Below are 20975 nucleotides of genomic sequence, written 5' to 3' on the forward strand. Positions count from 1 at the left end.
GCGGAACGACGGCGCGGGCGGTTGCGCACCACTGTAGCGACGCCGTTTCGCGGCCGGTTAGCGCAAATTGGCAGGTCGAAGGGAGGGCGATGCGGGGGCAAGCAGACGAAACCGCACGCGGTCCGCGCCGTCGAATCGCCCGCACCGGTCGCCCGGCGAATCAAAAAAACAGCGTGCCGACGAGCTCGGTCCGGTTCGACACGCCGAGCTTGCGGAACATCCGCAGCAGATGCGTCTTGACGGTCGGCTGGCCGAGGGAGAGATCGCGTGCGATCTCCTTGTTCGACCGTCCGTCGCGCACGAGCCGCGCGATCTGCTCTTCGCGATGCGTGAGCCGCGCGTCGCAAGCGATCCGGCGAATCCCCCGCACCGCGCGCAACGGCGGCAGCAGCGCAACCTCGACGACCGGCTGGACTGCGCGCAGCGCGGCAAGCTCGTCCGCCGAGTAGCGGCCGTCGCCTGCCAGACGCAGCAGCGAGAACGCGGCGACCGCCGCGCCGCCGTCGCGCAGCAGCATTTCGACGACGTCGGCGACGCCGTGCCGCCGCAGAAAACCCGTCCAGTAAGACGACGCGGCGCGCCGCTCGTCCGGCAATTGCGAGGCGAGCGTGACGATCGCGCCCGGCTGCGCCGCGCAGCGCGACGGATGCAGCGGATCGAGCGGCCGGTAGCGGCTCACGTATGCGCGATGCATCGATGCGCTCATCCCGAACAGCTCGAAATCGGCGGGCTCGCCGGCGGTGTCGATCCGGTAGAACACGACCGCCGTCGGACGCGCGAGCGCCTGCAGCGAAGCCACGCAGGTTCGCAGCGCGTGCGCGTACGACGCGGAATCGGCGTCGGGTCCGGCTGGGTCGTGCGTCATGGCGGCGGGCACCTCGATCGCGGGCGAGCGGCTTCGGCAGCCTAATTGCGCCGCCGCCGTCGCAATGAGCACGAATCGGCAAATCGTGCGGGTGTCCATTCGGCCGAACGGTCGATACCGGGACTCGCGCCCGGTCCGTACACTCGTTCTGCAATCACCGCCATTGATTCAAGGAGGATCTCGCATGGGAACCGCTTCGCCGCGCATCGTTGTCATGACGGGCGCTGAAACCGGGATCGGCGCCGCGTGCGCCGTGCGTTTCGCCGCGCAAGGCGGCCACGTCGTGCCGCTCGGCCGTCGGCAGGCGCCGCTCGACGCGGTTGCCGCCCACACCCGCGGCCTTGCGCTCGCCGGCGACGCCGCGAGCGCAAGGCCGGGCCAGGCAAGTCGAACGGATCCGCCCGCGCTTCGGCCCGATCGACGCGCCGATCGCATGCGCAGGCGGGCACGGACTCGGCCGCGCTACGCGAGCGTCGCACCGGCCTCCGGCAGCGTCGCGCCGCCGTCGACGACGATCGTCTGTCCGGTGACATAACTCGCCGCGTCCGACGCGAGGAACAGCATCGCGGCCGCGATGTCCTCCGGCTCGCCCAGACGGCCGAGCGGCACGCCGCGCGCGATCCGCTCGCTGTGCGCCGCGTCGCCGAGATTGCCTGCGGCCGGCGTGCGGATCATCCCCGGCTCGACGCCGTTGACGGTCACGTTCCGGCGAGCGAGCTCGAGCGCTGCCGCTCGGATGAAGCCGTTCACGCCGGCCTTCGACGCCGCGTAATGCGCGAGCCCCGGATACGCGACGCGCGGCCCCGTCACCGACGACGTTGCGAGCACCCGCCCCTGCCCCGCGCGCCCGAACGCGGGCAGCGCCGCCTGCGTGAGCCAGAACAGCGCGGACAGGTTGACGGCGAGCGTACGCTCGAGCACATCGGGGGCGATCCCATCGAACGGCGTCAGCGGAAAATACGCGGCGTTGTGGACGACGACGTCGAGCCGGCCGCTGTCCGCCTCGAGCTGCGCGACGAGCCCGAACAGCTCGTCGCGCCGTGCGGCGTCGACCCGATACGCGCGCACGGTCTGCCCGTCGTCGAGCCCGCGCGCCGCGAGCCGCGCGGCAAGCGCGGCCGCCGCGTCGCCCTGCAAATCGGCGATCGCGACGGTCGCGCCGGCAGCGGCGAACGCATCGGCGATCGCCGCGCCGATCCCCTGCGCACCGCCCGTGACGAGCACGGTGCGGCCGCGAAAATCGGCGACGAGCCGCCCGCGCGGCGCCGCCGCGCGCTTCGAGTCGGCCCCGCTCATCGTGCGAGCGGATGCACGGTTTCGTTCAGTACCTGCGCGTGGGCGCCGACCGGGAAATTCGACAGCGCGCCGAAGTCGCCTTCGCGGTAGCCGAATATCTTGCCGTCCGTCCTGCACTGGTCTAGATCGATCAGCACGACGCCGAGCGTCGGCACGATCTTCTCGCGCCAGACGAACAGATACAGCGCGTCGGCGAGCTTGAAGTAATGGCAGCGGTCGACGTCCGCGAGCCCGCGCTCGACGCCTTCGAGGCAATGCCATGCGTAGAAGGCGTCGTTCAGATAGATGTGCTCGTAGCACTCGGTCGGGCTGTAGCGGTACATCGTCCGCTTGCCGAGCAGTTCGCGCGTCGGCGCGTGCAGCGGGCCGGGCGCGGCCGCGCCTACGATCGCGCCGTGGCGGAACGTCGCCTCGACGCCCGTCAGCGGCAGGCCGCGCGCGACGCGCGAAAACGCGTCGACGCGCACGTCATCCTCGGCCGGCAGCACGCCTTCGATCGACGTCCAGACGCTGCGGGTCAGATCGAGCACGATGCTGACCGACGTCGCGCGCCGGGTCGGGTCGATGTAGTCGACGAAGCAGATGCCGTCGCGCAGTTGCGTCGCGCGGTACGCGGCCTCGCCGCTCGCGCCGGTCGCATCGCTTGCGCCACGTGCGCCGCGCGCCGTGAGGCGCTCACGCCAGCGCAGCGTCGATCGATCGGCGAACGTGTATTCGAATGTCGCGCCGTCCGTCGCGGCGAGCGCGAGCGTGCGACCCGCGAGGTCGTCGACGGGTTCGAGGATGTGACTTTCGGGTGCGAAGCCTTCGGCCAGCGCGCCGACTTGAATGAATAACGGGTCTGCTCCCATGCTTTTCTCCGATTGAGCGCCGCGCCGTCAGGCGCGGTCGCGAAACAGGAGATCATGGTGCCCGCGTGCCGGGCCGTGCGGTATCAACCGAAAGGATGAACGGCGTCGGCGGCGAGGGTATGCGCGGCAAACGTTCCGTGCCGTGGACCCGGCGCGAACGAGCCGTGGAAAGCGGCACGCGACGGCGCAACGGCGCGGCGGCCGAGCGAAAGCGGCCCAGGCCGCCGCGATCGCGCGTCGCGTTCGGCCCGCATCGGACCGACGATGTCGCCCGCTTACGGCGCGCTCGCGTCGTCGAGCTGCTCGATGTCCTCCGCGTCGAGCGGCAGCCGGATCGCCGCCCCGAGCGCGTTCAATTGCTCGAGCGACGTCGCGCTTGCGATCGGCGCGGTGACGCTCGGCCGCGCGATCTGCCACGCAAGCGCAACCGACGTCGGCGTCGAGTCGTGCTTCGCCGCGACCGCATCGAGCGCCGCGAGAATCCGCAAGCCGCGCGGATTCAGATACTGCTCGACGCGCCCGCCGCGCGCGCTCTTCTTCAGGTCCGCCTCGGACCGGTACTTGCCCGACAGAAAGCCGCTCGCGAGCGCGTAATAGGTGACGACGCCGAGCTTCAGCTCGGTCGCGACCGGCTCGAGATCGCGCTCGTACTCGGCGCGGTCGTACAGGTTGTATTCGGGCTGGATCACCTGATACGCGGGCAGGCCGGTGCGGCGGCTCAGCTCGGCCGCCTCGCGCAGCCGCGCGCCGCTGTAATTCGACGCGCCGATGATCCGGACCTTGCCCTGCTCGATCAGCGTCTGGTACGCGCCGAGCGTCTCTTCGAGCGGCGCGGTGTCGGCGAGGTCGCGGTGCGAGAAATAGAGATCGATGTAGTCGGTCTGCAGACGCCGCAGCGAATCCTCGGCGGCCTTCAGGATGTTCTCGCGCGACAGGCCCGCACGCGCTTCGAGCAGCCCGACCTTCGTCGCGATCACGACCTGCTCGCGCTTGCCCGAGCGCTTGAGCCACTTGCCGATGATCGTCTCCGATTCGCCGCCGCGATTGCCGGGCACCCAGGCCGAATAGGCGTCGGCGGTGTCGATGAAGTTGATGCCGGTGTCGGCGAGCGCGTCGAGCAGCGAGAACGACGTGTTCTCGTCGGCGGTCCAGCCGAACACGTTGCCGCCGAACACGAGCGGCGAAACCTGAATCGTCGAAGTGCCGAGTGAGCGTAGTGCCATCTTTTCTCTCCGTTCGATGAGGATGATCCGGCCGACGCGCGCGGCACGCGTCGCGTGGCGCGACAGCAGGGACTCGATGGTCGATGCTAATGTGTGGCCGGCTCGGTTCAAACCGATTAAACCTGATTTTCAAAGACCGTGCGCTGACAAAGGATCGGAGGCGCGAGCCGCTCGACGGGGCCGCCGTCGCCATCAGCGGACGAGCCGCCGTCCATCGCTGGAAAAACGAGAAAGACGTTCCGACGCGATGCGGCTCGATTCGGCTCGATCCGGCGCGGAACACCACGCGCCGGATCGCCGCGCCCTCCATCGGCGTTACGCCGCCTCTCGCAGCACCCGCTCGACCGCCGCGACCGCCGCCTGCGCGCCGCCATACAGGCTCGCGCCGTGCAGCACGTGGCCGCGCTCGCCGACCGTCAGCAGCAGTTGCGGCACGCCCGACGCGCCGAGCTGCCGCATCGCCCGCTGCGTGCCGGCGATGCGTGCGGCCGTCGCGCTCGCAAGCGCCGCGTCGCCATCGATCCGGTGCGCGAGCTCGTCCGCGTCGATCGCCACGCCGGTCTTCGCGGCGACGTCCGCCGCGACGCGCGCGAGCACGTCCGCGCGCGCGGTGTCGAGGCCGTCGACGTAACGCGCGAGCTGGATCGCGTCGAGAAGCGGCCGCTCGAGCCGTGCATCGACGCCGCGCAGCGCGATCAGCACACGGTTCGCGGGCCCCGAATCGAAGCGCACGCCGCCGCGCTGCAGCACCTGCTCGCGATACGCATGCGTGAAGCGCTGCCCTGTCATCTGTTCGATGCGCTGATCGTTGCGCCACGCGTACTCGCCCCATTCGGGCGTCAGATCGCGTGCGCCCTCATCGGCGAACAGGCCCGACGGCATCAGCTCGAGCACGCCCGGATAAGCGCCGTCGAGCCCGGCGAGCGCCGGCGCGCTCGCATAGCACCAGCCGCAAAGCGGATCGAAAAAGTACTGAAGTTGGAAGCGGTTCATCGTGCGGAAACTCGTTCGTGAAGAAAGTGAAGCGAGTCTATTCGATATCCATTCGATCAAATACAATGCCTCGATCGACAATTTGTTGCATTAATTGAGCGAATATGGATCGAATCACCGCGATGCAGGTATTCGTCGAGACGGCCGAGCGCGGCAGCGTGTCGGCGGCCGCGCAACATCTGGACATGTCGCGCGCGATGGCGTCGCGCTACGTCGCGTTCATGGAGCAATGGTCGGGCGCGCGCCTGCTGCATCGGACCACCCGGCGCCTGACGCTGACCGCGGCCGGCGCGCAGATGCTGCCGCTTTGCCGCGACATGCTCGGGCTCGCCGATCACGTCGCCACGGTCGTCGCCGATCCCGGCGACGCGCCGCGCGGCGCGCTGCGGATCACCGCGAGCGCGATCTTCGCGCAGACGCACGTGACCGACGCGGTCCTCGACTATCTGGCCCGCTACCCGGCCGTGTCGGTGGATCTGCTCGTCACGGACCGCACCGCCGATCTCGTCGACGAGCGGATCGATCTCGCGATCCGCATCACGAACGCAGTCGATCCGAGCCTGATCGCGCGCCGGCTCGGCACGTGCCGCTCGGTGCTGTGCGCGTCGCCCGGCTATCTGGCCGAGTACGGCGCGCCGACGCGGCCGCACGACCTCGCGCGGCACAACTGCCTGACGTATGCGTATTTCGGGCAGAGCCTGTGGCACCTGACGCGCGACGGCGAACCGGCGACGGTGCCCGTGCAAGGCAATCTGAGCGCGAACGACGCACTCGTGCTGCTGCGCGCGGCGATCGCGGGCGGCGGCGTCGCGCTGCTGCCGACGTTCGCGGCGGCCGAACCGATCCGCGCGGGCGCGCTCGTGCGCGTGCTGGCCGATTGCACGGCGCCCGAGCTAGGCATCTACGCGGTCTATGCGTCGCGCAAGCAGATGCCGCTCGCGATGCGCACGATGATCGATTTCCTTGCCGAGCGTTTCGGCGATACGCCCGCGTGGGATGCCTAGCCGCGCTTCGTCGCCCGAGGAGGACGAAGCGGCAACGAAGCAGTGACGAAACGGCGACGAAAAACGGCGGCGGTACGCGCGTTGCCGCCACGCATGCCGCCGCCGTCGAGAGAAGCGGCCGTTCGCGCGATGCGAACCGCCGCGTGAGCGAAGACACGACGAGCGTCGCCCGCCGCGCCCCCGTTCGCGCTACTTGTTGTTCGCGAGCGCGCCGGAGCTGTTCGCGCCGCCGAACAATTGCGTCAGATAGTTGGTGTTCTGCTGCATCCGCGCCATCAGTGCGTCGAGCGCGGTGAACTGCGCCTTGAATTGCGCGGTCAGTTGCGACGTATAAGTCTCGAGCCGCGCCTGCCGCTGCGCGATGCTCTTCATGTCGCGGTCGATCGCATCCGAGCGGATGTCGAACGTGCCGCCCTTGCGCAGGTGGACGCCGACTTCCTTCGTGATCTGCGCGCCGACGCCGTTCGTCTTGTTGAACAGTGCCTCGACCGCCTGCGGATCGTTCTGCAGCGCCTCGTTCAGCTTCTTCTTGTCGACGACCAGCGAGCCCTCCGGCAGCTTGTCGCCGGGACGCACGAACGTGATGCCGAGCGCCGCGAGCGACGCGCGCTTGTTGTCGCCGTGCGGCACGCCGCCGCCGACGATATGCGCGAGCGAGTTGCGAATGCCGTTGAGCATCGAATCGCCGATCATCGGGCCACCTTGCTGCCCCGGCTTCGCCGTCTTGTCGAACGACGTGAGCTGCGCCATCGTCCCGATCATCGAGTTGTACAGGTCCACGAAGTTCGTCACCGCGCTCGCCTGGCCGTCGATGTCGCGGGCGATCGTCAGCGTCTGCGGCGCGCCGATCGCTTCTTCGGTCACGTTGATCGTCACGCCGGCGATCACGCCCGTGACCTTGTTGTCCGCGCTGCGCGCGGTGATCACGCCGCCCACCGTGACGATCGCATCCTGCGCGAAATCGCTCTGCTTCCACGCATCGCCCGCCGACGCGATCATCGACTTGCCGCCCTTGTCGTCGGCGGTCGACTTGACCGCGAGGCCCGACAGGCCGGCATCGTCCTTCACGTTCGATACGCTCACGTCGATCACGTTCGCGCTGCCGGACGCGGTCGAGCGCAGCACGAGATGCGCGCCGTCGGTGCCCGTCACGACCGTCGCGGTCACGCCGGGATTGTTCTTCGCCGAGTTGATCGCGGCCGCGATGCCGGCCGGCGTGTTGTTCTCGGCGTCGATGTCGACCGACGTCGAGCGGTCGCCGACCTTGAGCGTCAGCGTGCCGGAGCCGAGCTTCTGCTTCGGATCGAAGCCGGCCGACACGAGCGTCTGCGAGCGCGCGACCTGCTTGACTTCGACCTGATAGGTGCCGGCGACGGTGCCCTTGTCCGTCGTCGCGGCGAGCCCCTTGCCGCTCGCCTTCGACGTGAATTTCTGCATGAGCGTGCCGTCGGACAGCGACTCGACGCCCGTCTGCAGATTGCTGAGCGCCAGCTTCAACGCGCCGAGCGCCGAGATCTGCGTGTTGTTCCAGGACATCTGGCCCTTGATCTCCGCGCCCTGGCCTGCCGTCTTCGCATTGACGAGCGCCGCGACGAGCCCGTTCACGTCCATCGCCGACTTGCCCGTGGAACCGTTGATGAGCGACTGCGCAGCGTCTTGCACTTGCGCCCACGCGTCGCTCTGCGAGTTGGCCGCGAGAAGCGAATTAGCCCCCGTTTGAGTGATCGCCATCGAATTACCCCCGTTTTGTGTGGTTGGTTTATTTCATGGTCATTCGTAATATGAAAGCATATCGCAATTATTGGAATCGGTTTGTGAAGATTGTTGTAAGTCTTGATTCAACCCGGACGACCATCGGGACCCGCGGCGCGAAAGCCGGCGCATCCGGCCCCGCCTGCCGCCGCCGACTCGCATGTCGGCGGCGGCGCCGGGCACGGCGCATCCGCGATCCCGGATCGATCGGCGCGGCGCGCGGCCCGCCGCCTAGGCATCGCGCGCGCTCGCGAGCACCGCATGCAGCAGCACGTTCGCGCCCGCCTCCGCCCATTCCGGCGTGATCGCTTCCGCCTCGTTGTGGCTCAGGCCATCGACGCACGGCACGAAAATCATCCCGGTCGGCGCGATCCGCGCGAGATGGCATGCGTCGTGCCCCGCACCCGACACGATGTCCGCATGCGGCAGGCCGAGCGCGGCCGCCGCGTCGCGCACCGCCGCCACGCACGCGGGCGCGAACGGCACCGGCGCGTAATCGGCGATCTGCTCGATCCGAGCGGACAGCCCGGCCGATTCGGCGATTCGCGCGAGCTCCGCGCGCAGCGCCGCGTCCATGTCGGCGAGCGTCGCGGCATCCGGATGCCGGCACTCGATCGTGAAAAAGCATGCGCCCGGCACCGTGTTGCGCGAGTTCGGACGCGCGTCGATCATCCCGACCGTCGCGCGGCCGTGCGGCGCATGGCGGCGGCCGAGCGCGTCGACGAAGCCGATCATCCGCGCGGCGCCGACGAGCGCGTCGCGCCGCAGCTCCATCGGCGTCGTGCCCGCATGCGCGTCGACGCCCGTGAGCGTCGCCTCGTACCAGCGCTGTCCCTGCCCCGCCGTCACGACGCCGATCGCATGGCCGCCGCGCTCGAGCATCGCGCCCTGCTCGATGTGCAGCTCGTACGCCGCATGCACCGGCACGCCGCCGACGGGCGCGTCGCCCGCGTAGCCGATTCGCGCGAGCGCATCGCCGAGCGTCACGCCGGCCGCGTCCGCGCGCGACAGCCCGTAGCCGAGCGGATAGACGCCCGCGAACACGCCGGACGCGATCATCGGCGGCGCGAAGCGCGAGCCTTCCTCGTTGGTCCAGACGACGACGTCGATCGGCCGTCCCGTCTCGACGCCCGCGTCGTTCAGCGCGCGCACGACTTCGAGCCCGCCGAGCACGCCGTAGATGCCGTCGTAGCGTCCGCCCGTCGGCTGCGTATCCGCATGCGAGCCCGTCAGCACGGGCGCCGCTTGCGGATCGCGGCCGGCGCGGCGCGCGAAGATGTTGCCGATCCGGTCGACGCGAACCGTGCAGCCCGCCGCCTGCGCCCATTCGACGAACAGGTCGCGCGCGCGCCGGTCTTCGTCCGTCAGCGCGAGGCGGCATACGCCGCCTTTCGGCGTCGCGCCGACGCGCGCCATCCGCCCGAGCGACGCCCACAGGCGCGCGCCGTCGACGCGCAGCGCCTGATCACGCCGCATCGCTCGCCTCCGGTTTCGGGCGCGAATCGGCGGGCTGCGGCGCATCGAATGCGCTGTCGTGCACATGCGCCTGCCGCGGCGCGGCGCGCACCTCGCCATCCGCTTGCGGTTTCCCCGCTTCGTCCGGCGCGCCGCAATGCGAACGCGCCTCGCGCGACGCGCTCCGGGCGTCTTCACATGCTGGCGCCCCTTGCGGCGCACTCGTTTCTCCGCCGCGCGCACGCGCCTCCGGCAGCGCGGCGGACGCGTCGCCGTGCAAGCCGGGCTCTCGCGGCCCGACCGGCATCGCGCGCTGCGCGCCGGCGGTCTGCCGCGCGCCGCCCGCCTCTTCGCGCGCTCCGTCTTCCGGCGGCTCCGCCAGCCGATAGCGGAAATCGCAGTGCGTGCCGCCCTGCATCAACGTGCGCGTGCGCGTCAGCGCGATGCGCGGGTCATAGCCCTCGATGAACACGCTGTCGCGCGCGCAGCTCAGCAGATGTCCTATCTCGCCCAGGCCCATCTCGCGATACATCTGCGCATACGCGCAGCGGCGCACGTCGTAATCGTAGTGCGCGTCGTCCGCGCGACGCACGTCGACGTCGAGCGCATCGTCCTTCTCCCACAGCACCTGCAGCGCGACGAACGACGCGATGCTCGTGCCGCCCGGCTCCTTCGCCGCGAACGCGCGCCCCGCGTCGCGCGCGGCGCCGCGCACCGCCTCCGCGATCACCGCCTGCGCGCGCTCGATGCCGAACTCGCGCTTCATGATCTCGTAGATCGGCTTGATGATCTCCGCCTCGATGCGCCGCCGCGCGAGGATGCCGAGCGGCTCGCCCTCCGCCGCGCCGCCTTCGGCCGGATGAATGGGAATGATCGTCATCAGCGTATCTCCTGGTTTGTCGTCATTTCGATGCGGTCGATGCGGTCGATGTGATCAATCCGGTCGATGCGTTCGACGTATGCGACTCGACCCGGGTGCCGGCCGCGGCGCCGCCGCCGAGCACGTCGACAGCGGTCCATTTGCCGCCGCCCGCGCGGTAGATCGTGAACGCCGGGTCTTGCAGATTGCCTTCGGCGTCGAACGCGATCGCGCCCGTCACGCCTTGCCGCTTCAGCGTATGCAGCACCGCCGGCAGACGCGCCGGGTCCGTCGAATTCGCGCGCTCGGCGGCGGCGATCAATGTCGCCGTGGCGTCGTATGCGAACGGCGCGTGCAGCTCGATCGGCGCGCGATAGCGCGCACGATAGCGGGCGTCGAACGCCGCGCCTCCCGGCATCCCCGCAAGCGGCAGTCCCGGCTCGAGCGCGGTCACGCCGTCGCCGTCCGGCCCCGCGAGCGACAGGAACGTCTGCGTGACGAAGCCGCCCGCACCGACGAGCGTCGCGCTCAGCTTCAATTGGCGCATCCGTCGCGCGAGCGGCGCCGCCTGCGCGTCCAGGCCGCCGAAGAACACGACGTCCGCGCGCCTCGCCTTGACGGCCGTCAGCACGGCGCTGAAGTCGGTCGCCTTGTCGTTCACGTACTGACGATCGACGATCGCGCCGCCGTTCGCCTCGACGCCTTTCACGAATTGATCGGCGAGACCCGCGCCGAACGCGGTGCGGTCGTCGATCACCGCGATCCGCTTCGCGTGCAGCGTCTTCACGACGTACGCGCCCGCGTACGCACCGCCCGCATCGTCGTGGCCCACGATCCGGAATGCGGTTGCGTAGCCCTGCCGCGTGTACTGGCGTCCGGTCGACGCCGGCGCGATCTGCGCGATGCCGGCGTCGCGATAGATCCGCGACGCGGGCACGCTGCAGCCGGTATTCCAATGACCGACGACGCCGATCACGCGCCGCTCGACGAGCTGCTGCGCGACCGTCACGGCGGTGCGGGGATCGGACTGGTCGTCGACGGCGACGAGCTTGTAGACGACCGGCTTGCCGCCCAGCGCCGGATGACGGCTGTTCGCGTCGTCGAGCGCGAGCTGCGCGCCGTTCTGCAGATCCTTGCCGATCCGCGCGGATGGGCCGGTCAGCGGCGCGGCGAGGCCGATCAGCACGGTTCGAGGCGCGGACTGCGCGGACTGCTCGAATTGAGCGGACTGAGCGAATGCGGCGGTTCGAGCGGGCGTCTGCGCTTGTGCAGCGGGCGCGGCGAACACGGCGGCGACCGACAGTGCGGCGCCGAGCGACAGCGTGGCAGGGAATTTCATCTGAGAGCGGAACCTGGGGATCGAGGGAGAATGAAAGCGCGCGCCAAACATGAAAAATATTAAATATATGTATTCAATGGCCGCAAATATTCAATTGTTCGATGCTTATGCCGGTACCACATCTAGGTCCTAGCGCATTGTATTCAAGTCAATTTTTTTCGTTTCCGCAACGAAGGACGTTTCGATAAAATTCGATTCATGAAAAATATCGAACGATTGATCAACGATCCGCCATTGCGCGCGGTGCGCGCGTTCGAAGCGTTCGCCCGCGTCGGCTCGGTCACGGCGGCCGCTGTCGAGCTCGACATCACGCCGTCCGCGGTCAGCCATCAGCTGCAGTTGCTGGAGACCTTCGTGCAGACGCCGCTCACGATCCGCGAAGGCCGCACGCTCGCGCTCACCGACGAAGGGCGCGACTACTACCGGTCGATCAGCGCGGCGTTCTCGGTGCTGCGCAGCGCGACGGGGTTCGTTCGCGACCGCTCGTCGCTGCGGCAGATCACGATCAGCCTGATTCCGCTGTTCGGCATCGGCTGCTTCATCCCGCGCCTGCACGCGTTCCTCGCGGACAACCAGGACGTCGACGTGACGGTGCTGTACGCGCATCACCGCAACTACCTGAGCGACGCATCGGATCTGTCGATTCGCTTCGGCGTCGGCGATTGGCGCGGCTATCGCTGCGAGCGGCTGCTGTCGGGCGCGGTCGTCCCCGTGTGCAGCCCGGCGTTCGCGCGCCGCCACGGGCCGTTCAGGCGGCCCGCCGATCTCGCGGCCGCGCCGCTCGTGCACGACGAGAATCGCAATACCTGGGTCAACTGGTTTCAGGACGCGGGCGTGAAGCACGTCACGCACGCGGTCGGGCCGCTCTTCGAGGACGGTCAACTGACGCTCGCCGCGACGCGCGCGGGACTCGGCGCGGCGCTGCTGCGCGCGCCGCTGATCGAGCGGGAGCTGATGAACGGCGAGCTCGTCAAGCTGTTCGATCACGCGCTCGACGACGGGCGCGACTACTACCTGTGCAGCCGCGCGGACGCCGACTTGCCGGACGGCGCGCAGCGGCTCGCCGACTGGCTGAGGAAAACGATGGGCGCGCGCAAGGCGATGTGAGCGGTGAAAATGAAGCGAGCGACGTGGGCGACGGCGGCATCGGCGAAGGCAGTGGATCGCAAAGCCGCTCGATGTCGTCGAGACTCCGTTGACCGGCCCGGCCGCCGATCGGACTCACCGAACCTGTCGGTCCCAAGGCGGCCACGGGGCGTCACTTCATTTCCGCCGATTACCGCTCGTGCGATCCGTCATTGGCCGCAGCAACTCATTACGCGTGAAATCGTGCACGTTCGTATGATGGCCTCCTGCGGTCGCGCGGCGCGTCGCTTCGCGACCGCTCCGCCACACCCTCATTCGCCCGAGAAAAGGACTGAAACATGAAGAGCCTGCTGATGTCGGCGTTCGCCGCCGCCGTTGCCTTCGCGGCGCTCGCGCCGTCGGCCGAAGCGCATCCGCATCGCGTGTGCCACTTCGATCATCATCACCACCACCGCGCGTGCCATCGGGTCCGCTGATCGCTTCGGCCAGCTCGGCCGGCGCCTGATGTCGCCGGCCGGCACCACATCGGACGAGCGCCTGAGCCTTCCGGCCGCGCGCCGTGCTCGCAGCTCCGCAATCCGTCAGCTCAGCCGCCACCACCGCGGCAACAGCCGCCGCACCTCGCCGCGCCGGAACCGGTCGTCGATCAGATGCACGACGCCTTCGTCGTGCTCGGTGCGGATCACCCGTCCCGCCGCCTGCACGACCTTGCGCAATCCCGGAAACAGATAAATATAGTCGTAGCCGCGGCCGAAGCGCGCGTCCATCGCGCGACGCATCTCCTCGTTGACGTCGTTGACCTGCGGCAGCCCGAGCGTCGCGACGAACGCGCCGATCAGCCGGTCGCCCGCGAGGTCGACGCCCTCCGAGAACGCGCCGCCCAGCACCGCGAAGCCGATGCCCCGCCCGTTCGGCTCGAAGCGCGCGAGAAACGCGTCGCGCGCGGCCTCGTCCATGCCGGGCGCCTGCTCCCAGACGGGCAGCTCGGGATGGCGCTCGCGCAGCCGCGCGACGACTTGCTGCAAGTACTCGAAGCTGCTCAGGAAACCCAGGTAGTTGCCCGGCCGCGCCGCGTACTGCGCGGCGATCAGCTCGACGATCGGCTCGAGCGAGCGCTCGCGGTCGCGCCAGCGCGTCGACACGTGCGCGGCGACCTTCACCGTCAGTTGCTCCGCACGGAACGGCCCTTCGACGTCGAGCGAGCCGGTGTCGTCCGGCAGGCCGAGCGTGTCGCGGTAGAAATCGAACGGGCTCAGCGTGCCCGAGAACATCACGGTCGCGCGCGCGGCGTCGTGGCGCGGCGCGAGGAAGTCGGCCGGAATCACGTTGCGCACGCACAGGATCGACGCCTTCTTGCCGCGGCGAGGTGCAATCGTGCGCACGAGCGTCGCATCGAAGATCGAATGCGTGTCGAACTGCTCGGCGAGCGCGACGAAGCGGATCGCATCGAAGCAGAAGCGCAGCACGGCGTCTTCGAGCACGAGCGGCGCTTCCGCCGCGAGCTCCGAAAACCGGCCGATCAGGTTCTGCGCGGCCGACAGCACGCGCGGCGGCACGTCCGCATGCACCACGTACGCGGCCTCCTGCTCGCGATCGAGCGCATTCCATTCGCGGTTCAATTGCTCGAGCGCCTTCGCGAGCGGCGCGGGCGCGAGCTTGCGGATCCCGGCGAGCTCGCGCTGATCGAGCGCCGCGCTGTACATCCCGCGGGCGCGGTCGAGCAGATTGTGCGCCTCGTCGACGAGCACGCCGACGCGCCACTGGTTCTGCTGCGCGAGGCCGTGCAGCAGCGCGCTGCCGTCGTAGTAATAGTTGTAGTCGCCGACGACGACGTCGCACCAGCGTGCGAGCTCCTGCGCGAGATAGTACGGGCACACGTCGTGCGCGAGCGCCGCGGCGCGCACCGTCGCGCGATCGAGCCGGCCGTGTTCGAGCGCGGCGGCGCGCGCGGCGGCGAGCCGGTCGTAGAAGCCGCGCGCGAGCGGACACGATTCGCCGTGACATGCGGCGTCCGGATGCTCGCACGCCTTGTCGCGCGCGACGAGTTCGAGCACGCGCAACGGCAGCGCGCCGCCCGCCGCCGCGCGCAGCGCATCCGCCGCGTCGAGCGCGAGCGCGCGGCCGGGCGTCTTCGCGGTCAGGAAGAACAGCCGGTCGAGATGATCCTCCGCGCACGCCTTCAGCAGCGGAAACAGCGTGCCGAGCGTCTTGCCGATGCCGGTCGGCGCCTGCGCGAGCAGCGCGCGGCCGTCGCGCGCGGCGCGATACGTGGCGACGGCGAGCTCGCGCTGCCCGCTCCGAAACCGCGCGTGCGGAAACGCGAGCGCGCGCAGCGCCGCATTGCGCGCGGCGCGATGCGCGTCCTCGCGCGCCGCCCAGTCGACGAAGCGCTCGCACTGCCCGACGAAGCATGCCTCGAGCGCCGCGGCCGTGTGCGTTTCGGTCAGCACCGTCTCGCGCAGCGTTCCCACGTCGAAATAGACGAGCGCGACCGTCAGTTCCGCGAGCCCGCGCGATTCGCACAGCAGATGCCCGTACACGCGCGCCTGCGCCCAATGCAGCGCGCGCTGGTTCGCCGGCATCTTGCCGAGATCGCCGCGATGCGTCTTGACCTCTTCGAGACGGTTCAGCACCGGATCGTAGCCGTCCGCGCGGCCGCGCACCGTCAGACCGCGATGCTCGCCCGCGAGCGCGATCTCCTTCTCGTAGCCGGCGCCGCGCCGCGACGCGACCGTCGCATGCCCGGCAATCCCTTCGAGCGCGCTCGGCGCGGGTGTGAAGCGCAGATCGAGATCGCCTTCGCGCGCGGTGAACTCGCACATCGCGCGCACCGCGACGGCATAGCTCACGCGAGCGCCTCCTCGTCGTGCGGCGCGTGCGCGTCGCCGGCCCAGCGCACGTCGAGCACACGCACGGGCATCCGGTGCCGCATGCAATAGTCGAGCCAGCGGATCTGGTTGTCCTGCAGCCGGTCGCCCGGGCCTTTCACTTCGATCAGCTCGTAGCGGCGCGCATCGGGCCAGAAGCGCACGAGGTCCGGCAGTCCCGAGCGGTTGCCGCGCACGTCGTCGAGCAGCCGCTCGAACCACAGCCGCAAATGCTCGGCGGGCAGGCACGCGAGCGCATGCTCGAGCAGTGCGTCGTCGAGCGCGCCCCAGAACACGAACGGCGACTGCACGCCCATCTTCTGCGCGTAGTGGCGACGGATCGTGTCACGGTATTGCGGGCCGTCGAGTTGCGCGAGGCACGCGTCGAACTGCGCGGCGCGGCGCGCGCGGAAGTCGGGTGCATGCAGATCGGCCGGGCCGCGCTGGAACGGGTGGAAGAACGCGCCCGGCACCGCGGCGAACACGGGCTCCCAGCACAGGAGCCCGAACAGCGAGTTGATCAGCGCGTTCTCGACGTAGAAGACGGGCGCATCCGCGCGGCTCAGGTGATCGCGCGCGACATATTCGACCGGGTACGGCGCGCCCGGACGCGCGAGCTCGACGCAGTCGCGCGGAATCGCCCGCGCACTCGCCGCAATCGCCGCGCGCGTCGCCGGCAAGCCGACGCGCCGCCGCAGCCGCGGCAGCATCCGTGCGATCTGCTGCGCCTCCGCTTCGTTTTCGGGCGCGCGCATCGCTTCGTCGGCGAGCGCGAGCGCCGCGTCGACGCGCTCGCAGCGTTCGAGCACGCGCACGCGCCGCCGCCGGCTGCCGGGCCATGCGCTCGATTCGTATGCGGCGAGCGCGCCGTCCCAATCCGCGCGGCGCTCGCATGCCTGCCCGATCGCGAACGACAGCTTCGCGCGCCGCGACGCGAGCCACGCATTCCCGCAGTCGATCGCGGCCGCGACCGCGACGAGGGGCGCGAGCGGCGCGTCTTTCGGCCAGCGCTCGAGTTGCTCGCGGCACGCGTGCAATTGCAGATAGGCATCGACGTCGCCGCGCCGCTGGAACACACGCGACGACGGTACGAGCGGGACCGTCTCGTACTGCAGCAGCCCGAGATCGGCGAGCACGAACTCCGACCAGTCCTGATGCAGATTGCCGAAGAACATCAGCCGCAGCCGGTTGCAGAGCGCATCGACCGTCACGCGCAGCACGCGATCGTCGATCGACGGCAGCCAGCGCGCCCAGGTTCGCTCGCCGTCGTGGACCGCGCGCAGCGCGTCGAGCCAGTCGGCCTTGCGGGGCGCGCCGCTCGCGGGCGTGTCGGGAAACGCGTCGCGCAGCTCGGGCTTCGTCGCGAGCGCGAACAGTTCGTCGAGCGCGAGCGCCGGCTCCGGATCGACCCAGCCAAGTTCGACGAGCGGCGCCGCGGCCGCGAGCGGGCAGCCGATCTCGTCGTAGACGAGCTTGCTCGCGCGAAAGATCGGCCCCTTGCGCATCAGCATCCGCACGAGCAGCGCGCGCGACGCGCGCGGCAGCCGGCGGAACGCGGCGACGAACGCGTGCTCGCCGGCGTCGAGCACGTCGTCGTAACGCTCGACGAGCCACGCGAGCGCTCGCTCGAAATTCGACAGGTAATAGAACGCGGAAGGAGACGACGGATCGGGCGGCACGGGATTCGGCGGTTACGGGCGGTCGATGGTGCATCCCCAATTACGGGGGCGGCAAACCGTGACCAGACGAGTCATCCGCAAATGATAGCGCACGGTTGGCCGGTCGCTTTGCGACGGTGGCCGGCACGTTCGCGCGTGGCGTGAACCGTCATAGCCGCGCTCACGTGTGGTGGGCGGCGCGCTTCGTGGTCCGATGCCGGTCGCACTGCGATTGCCGCGGCCCGCGTGTGTTCGCGTATCGCATGCGCGATTCGGCATGCGTCGGAATTCGGCACGACGACACTCGACAATCGCGACGATCGCGACGCTCGCGTGCAATCACGGCAAGCTGTATTTCCGCTTCCGTGTCGCGCGAGCGCTGGCGTGATCGCCTTCCTTCAAGCGACAAACCGCATGCATTCTTCCATCGAAACAATCGCAGCGAGCATGTCACAGCGCGCGCCTATCGGCCCTCGCCATCCGCGCTCATCGGTCGCGCGCCGCGAGCGCCGCCCTGCTCCGGATTGGCGAAAACCCGCCGCCGACGCCACGCCGCGGAACACCCCGCACGGCACGCTCAAAAGCCCGTGCTGCACCCGACGGCATTGCCCGCCCCGCTCGCGCACGTGACGCCGGGCACGGGCTTTTCGATCACGATTTCCGGGCGGCCCGGCACGCCCGGCGAGCTGGCCCGACCCGGCCACTTGCCGCGCGGATCGTGGGGCGAATCGAGCAAACGCTGCGCGGCGCGGTCTTCTTCCGCGAGCCGTTGGCGTCGCTCGGCCGCCCCGAGCTCGTCGGCGAAATTGACGGCGCCCGCCCCGCTCCGCCGCTTCGCTTCGAACGATGGCGGCGCGCCTTTCGCATCGCCGAACACCGACGTCACGGGCGACCGGTAGCTCGACGCATCGGCGGCCGAGCGATTGATCTCTTTCGCGGCGAACGTGTGCGGCGACACGTCGGCCACGTCGAACGGGTTCCGTCCGCCGGCCCAGCTCGCCGTCGCCTGAACGACGATCAGCGATGCGAAAGACCAATTGAACACGAGCGACAACTTATTCATTCACTGACAACGACATCGGCAACAAAGCGCGCCACTATACCAGCCGATTCGCCGGATTCCGCGATTGCCCCTGCCCTCGCTGCACCAACGTAAAAATGTCGGACGCCAAAACGTCTTTCAAGCGCACGCGATCAAACAGGCAATGAACAGGCGATCGATTTCGTCTGCCCGCATCGATTGCGCCGCGCCCGCAAAAACGATTGAGTGCGCGCCGCCGATGTGATTCCATTCGGAGGCGAGCGTCGACGCGCCCGCCCGACAATCACGACAATCATTCCGAGGACACCCCAGATGGAGACGATCGCCGTAATCGGCAGCAACATGGTCGATCTCGTGACCTATATCACGCGAATGCCGGCCGACGGAGAAACGCTCGAAGCGCCGAACTTCGAGATTGGCTGCGGCGGCAAGGGCGCGAACCAGGCGGTCGCCGCGTCGAAGCTCGGCGCACGTGTCGTGATGGTGTCGAAGGTCGGCGACGATCTGTTCGCCGACAACACGTTGCGCAACTTCGAGCGCGTCGGCATCGATACCGAGCACGTGCGCCGCGTGCCCGGCGTATCGAGCGGCGTCGCGCCGATTTTCGTGAGCCCCGATTCGCGCAACCGAATCCTGATCGTCAAGGGCGCGAACCTGCATCTGAGGCCGGCCGACATCGACGCGGCGGCCGCGAAGATCGAAGCGAGCCGCCTCGTCGTGCTGCAACTCGAGATCGACATCGACACTGTCAACTATGCGATCGATTTCGCCGCCGCGCGCGGCATCCCGGTGCTGCTGAATCCCGCGCCCGGCGTCCCCGGCCTCGACTTCGCGCGGCTCGCCAAGCTCGAATTCCTCGTGCCGAACGAGACCGAGCTCGCGCTCGTGTCGGGCATGTCGACCGACACGCTCGATGCGGTCACGCGTGCGGCGAGCTCGCTCGTCAAGCGCGGGTTGAAGAACGTGCTCGTCACGCTGGGCGACAAAGGCTCGCTGCTCGTGTCGCGTGCGGGAATCGTGCGCGTGCCGTCCATCGCGGTCGATGCGCGCGACACGACGGGCGCGGGCGACGCGTACATCGGCTGCTTCGCGCGCCACTACGTCGCGACGGGCGACGTGCCCGCCGCGATGCGGCTCGCATCCGCCTATGCCGCGCATTCGGTGACGGGCTTCGGCACGCAGAAATCGTACGCGGACGCGGCGACGTTCGAGCGCTTCCTGCAAACGGTCGGCTTCGACGCGGCGTCGAGCACGGCATCATCCGCGAGCCGCAAGCCGCCCGTCAGCCGATGAGCGTCTTCCGATAAAGCGCGAGCATCGCGTCCGCATCGACGCCGACGCACACGTCGCGCGGCGGCCGCCCGTCCCAGTCCGGCGCGGGCACGCTCATCGCCGCCGGCTTCTGGATCGTCTCGCCGGCCGCGATGCCGCTCGTCAGCACGCGCACCGGGCCCGTGCGCGTCTTGTACAGATGCGGCGCGACCACGTATGCGACCGCCGACGAATCGTGCACGTAGATGCCCGCGAGCCCGGCGCTCGCGCGATGAAACGCTTCGTAATGGCGCGACACGTCCCACACGAAGCGGCCTGCGTCGCCCGCATCGTCGCGCAGCGCGGCAAGATACTCGGTCGTCATGATCGTGTTCTGCGTGACGTCGAGCCCGACGATCGCGAGCGGCCACGACGCCGACATCACGATGTCCGCCGCGTCGGGATCGCCTGCGATGTTCGCCTCGGCGGCGGGCGACACGTTGCCGAGCACGCCCGCGGTGCCGAACGCACCGCCCATGATGACGACCTGCTTGACGAGCGTTGCGACCTCGGGATCCTCGGCAAGCACGTGGGCGAGATTCGTCAGCGGACCGACCGCGAGCAGCGTGACTTCGTGCGGATGTGCGCGCACCGTGTCGATGATGAAGCGATGCGCGGGCCGCGCATCGAGGTTCGGCGCGTGCGCGACGTCGACGGACAGGCTGAGGCCCGTGTTGCCGAGGCCGTCGTCGCCGTGGATGCCGCCGAGCGGCTCGGGCGCCGGCCGCCGCAGCGGCGCCGCCGCGCCGCGCGCGACGGGCACGCCGGGTGCGAAGCGGCCCGCGAGATAGAGCGCGTTGCGGGTCGTCGTGTCGATCGTCGCGTTGCCGAACACGCTCGTCACGCCGATCAGTTCGATGTCCGGATGAAGCACCTGGAACACGAGCGCCATCGAATCGTCGACGCCCGGGTCCGTGTCATAGATGATCTTGTGCAGGCTCATGGGTATCCCGTGGTGGGCGCGGCACGAAGCCGCCGCGCGATGGCTCGGAAGCGTCGAATGATACCCGCGCCGCCGCTTCGCTGCGCGCCGGTCTTGCATCGCGTGAGGCGTCGTTCGCGCTCGCGCCGCGATTCGCGTGATCACCGCTGCGATGCATCGATCGCTCCCGCCGCTGCAATGGCGATGGCCGTCGCCTGCCGCGCTCACCGAGCGAGCCGATCTCGTCGTGCTCGCCGTGCTCGCGGTGCGGCCCGATCTGTCGATTCCGTGGCTCGACGACGATGGACGCCTGCCCGTCATCGCGATCGCGGCTACGAGAATCCGGCGATTCTCGACATGTTGCCGCGAATCGACGCCGATTGCACGCCGTCGATGCCCGTCGGGTCGTTCGTGCTCCTGAGCGCGATGGCGCTCGCATGTCGCCGGAGCCG

General features: G+C 69.4%; 17 protein-coding genes and 1 pseudogene. 5 read left to right on the forward strand and 13 right to left on the reverse strand.

Going from position 1 to position 20975, the window contains the following annotated elements; translation table 11 throughout:
- Window positions 1-160: 160 nt before the first annotated feature.
- A complete protein-coding gene (locus BG90_RS27760) occupies window positions 161-865 on the reverse strand; it encodes a response regulator transcription factor (RefSeq protein ID WP_081469919.1) in 705 nt (234 codons plus the stop codon).
- Between the two features lie 184 nt (window positions 866-1049).
- On the opposite strand from BG90_RS27760, the pseudogene BG90_RS27765 reads away from it, so the two are divergent.
- Window positions 1050-1329, forward strand: a pseudogene (locus BG90_RS27765) (SDR family NAD(P)-dependent oxidoreductase); the annotation flags it as partial.
- Here the strand turns inward: BG90_RS27765 and BG90_RS27770 are convergent.
- The 4 genes from BG90_RS27770 to BG90_RS27785 form a co-directional block, all read right to left on the reverse strand.
- Entirely contained in the window at window positions 1328-2161 is an 834-nt protein-coding gene (locus BG90_RS27770; protein ID WP_045568482.1) for an SDR family oxidoreductase, read from the reverse strand. The pseudogene BG90_RS27765 and the gene BG90_RS27770 sit on opposite strands and share 2 nt — an antisense overlap.
- Window positions 2158-3012, reverse strand: a complete 855-nt coding sequence (locus BG90_RS27775; RefSeq protein WP_010118414.1) for a molybdenum cofactor biosynthesis F family protein — start codon at window positions 3010-3012, stop codon at window positions 2158-2160. Before BG90_RS27775 ends, BG90_RS27770 begins: the two co-directional genes overlap by 4 nt.
- Before the next feature lie 275 nt (window positions 3013-3287).
- Complete coding sequence (locus tag BG90_RS27780; RefSeq protein ID WP_010108699.1) at window positions 3288-4235, reverse strand: aldo/keto reductase; 948 nt, start codon at window positions 4233-4235, stop codon at window positions 3288-3290.
- 315 nt (window positions 4236-4550) lie between these two features.
- On the reverse strand, window positions 4551-5228 hold the full coding sequence (locus BG90_RS27785) for a DsbA family protein (protein ID WP_010118411.1): 678 nt from the start codon (window positions 5226-5228) through the stop codon (window positions 4551-4553).
- Between the two features lie 104 nt (window positions 5229-5332).
- Here BG90_RS27785 and BG90_RS27790 point away from each other — a divergent pair, with 104 nt between their 5' ends.
- Complete coding sequence (locus BG90_RS27790; RefSeq protein WP_010118409.1) at window positions 5333-6232, forward strand: LysR family transcriptional regulator; 900 nt, start codon at window positions 5333-5335, stop codon at window positions 6230-6232.
- Between the two features lie 189 nt (window positions 6233-6421).
- On the opposite strand, the gene fliD is transcribed toward BG90_RS27790, so the two are convergent.
- From fliD to BG90_RS27810, 4 genes are all read right to left on the reverse strand, one after another.
- Complete coding sequence (fliD, locus tag BG90_RS27795) at window positions 6422-7963, reverse strand: flagellar filament capping protein FliD (RefSeq protein ID WP_010118407.1); 1542 nt, start codon at window positions 7961-7963, stop codon at window positions 6422-6424.
- 252 nt (window positions 7964-8215) lie between these two features.
- Window positions 8216-9460 carry a Zn-dependent hydrolase gene (locus tag BG90_RS27800; RefSeq protein ID WP_010118403.1) on the reverse strand — a complete coding sequence of 415 codons (1245 nt, stop codon included), beginning with the start codon at window positions 9458-9460 and terminating at the stop codon, window positions 8216-8218.
- Window positions 9450-10319 (reverse strand): L-2-amino-thiazoline-4-carboxylic acid hydrolase, encoded by an 870-nt coding sequence (locus BG90_RS37620; RefSeq protein ID WP_010118402.1) that lies wholly within the window; start codon window positions 10317-10319, stop codon window positions 9450-9452. Before BG90_RS37620 ends, BG90_RS27800 begins: the two co-directional genes overlap by 11 nt.
- Window positions 10320-10341: 22 nt before the next feature.
- Complete coding sequence (locus tag BG90_RS27810; protein WP_010118401.1) at window positions 10342-11637, reverse strand: branched-chain amino acid ABC transporter substrate-binding protein; 1296 nt, start codon at window positions 11635-11637, stop codon at window positions 10342-10344.
- 198 nt (window positions 11638-11835) lie between these two features.
- Here BG90_RS27810 and BG90_RS27815 point away from each other — a divergent pair, with 198 nt between their 5' ends.
- A complete protein-coding gene (locus tag BG90_RS27815; RefSeq protein WP_010118400.1) occupies window positions 11836-12744 on the forward strand; it encodes a LysR substrate-binding domain-containing protein in 909 nt (302 codons plus the stop codon).
- 317 nt (window positions 12745-13061) lie between these two features.
- Window positions 13062-13199, forward strand: coding sequence for an HHHH-motif protein (locus BG90_RS36890; RefSeq protein WP_010118399.1), 138 nt, complete (start codon window positions 13062-13064; stop codon window positions 13197-13199).
- A 105-nt stretch (window positions 13200-13304) separates the two neighbouring features.
- Here BG90_RS36890 and BG90_RS27820 read toward each other — a convergent pair whose 3' ends face one another.
- The 3 genes from BG90_RS27820 to BG90_RS27830 all read right to left on the reverse strand — a co-directional run bounded on the left by BG90_RS27820 (window position 13305) and on the right by BG90_RS27830 (window position 18311).
- On the reverse strand, window positions 13305-15572 hold the full coding sequence (locus tag BG90_RS27820; RefSeq protein WP_010118398.1) for an ATP-dependent DNA helicase: 2268 nt from the start codon (window positions 15570-15572) through the stop codon (window positions 13305-13307).
- On the reverse strand, window positions 15569-17269 hold the full coding sequence (locus BG90_RS27825) for a VRR-NUC domain-containing protein (RefSeq protein WP_010118397.1): 1701 nt from the start codon (window positions 17267-17269) through the stop codon (window positions 15569-15571). The genes BG90_RS27820 and BG90_RS27825 overlap by 4 nt, the downstream gene beginning before the upstream one ends.
- A gap of 556 nt (window positions 17270-17825) precedes the next feature.
- The gene (locus BG90_RS27830) at window positions 17826-18311 is read right to left on the reverse strand and encodes a hypothetical protein (RefSeq protein WP_010118393.1); all 486 of its coding nucleotides are present in this window, start codon (window positions 18309-18311) and stop codon (window positions 17826-17828) included.
- 291 nt (window positions 18312-18602) lie between these two features.
- Between BG90_RS27830 and rbsK the strand changes: the two genes are divergently transcribed.
- A complete protein-coding gene (rbsK, locus tag BG90_RS27835; RefSeq protein ID WP_010108674.1) occupies window positions 18603-19583 on the forward strand; it encodes a ribokinase in 981 nt (326 codons plus the stop codon).
- Here rbsK and BG90_RS27840 read toward each other — a convergent pair.
- Entirely contained in the window at window positions 19573-20544 is a 972-nt protein-coding gene (locus tag BG90_RS27840) for a nucleoside hydrolase (RefSeq protein WP_041282017.1), read from the reverse strand. The two genes, rbsK and BG90_RS27840, sit on opposite strands and share 11 nt — an antisense overlap.
- Window positions 20545-20975 lie beyond the last annotated feature (431 nt).

This window comes from Burkholderia oklahomensis C6786 (assembly GCF_000959365.1).
In the GTDB taxonomy this organism is placed as follows: Bacteria; Pseudomonadota; Gammaproteobacteria; order Burkholderiales; family Burkholderiaceae; genus Burkholderia; species Burkholderia oklahomensis.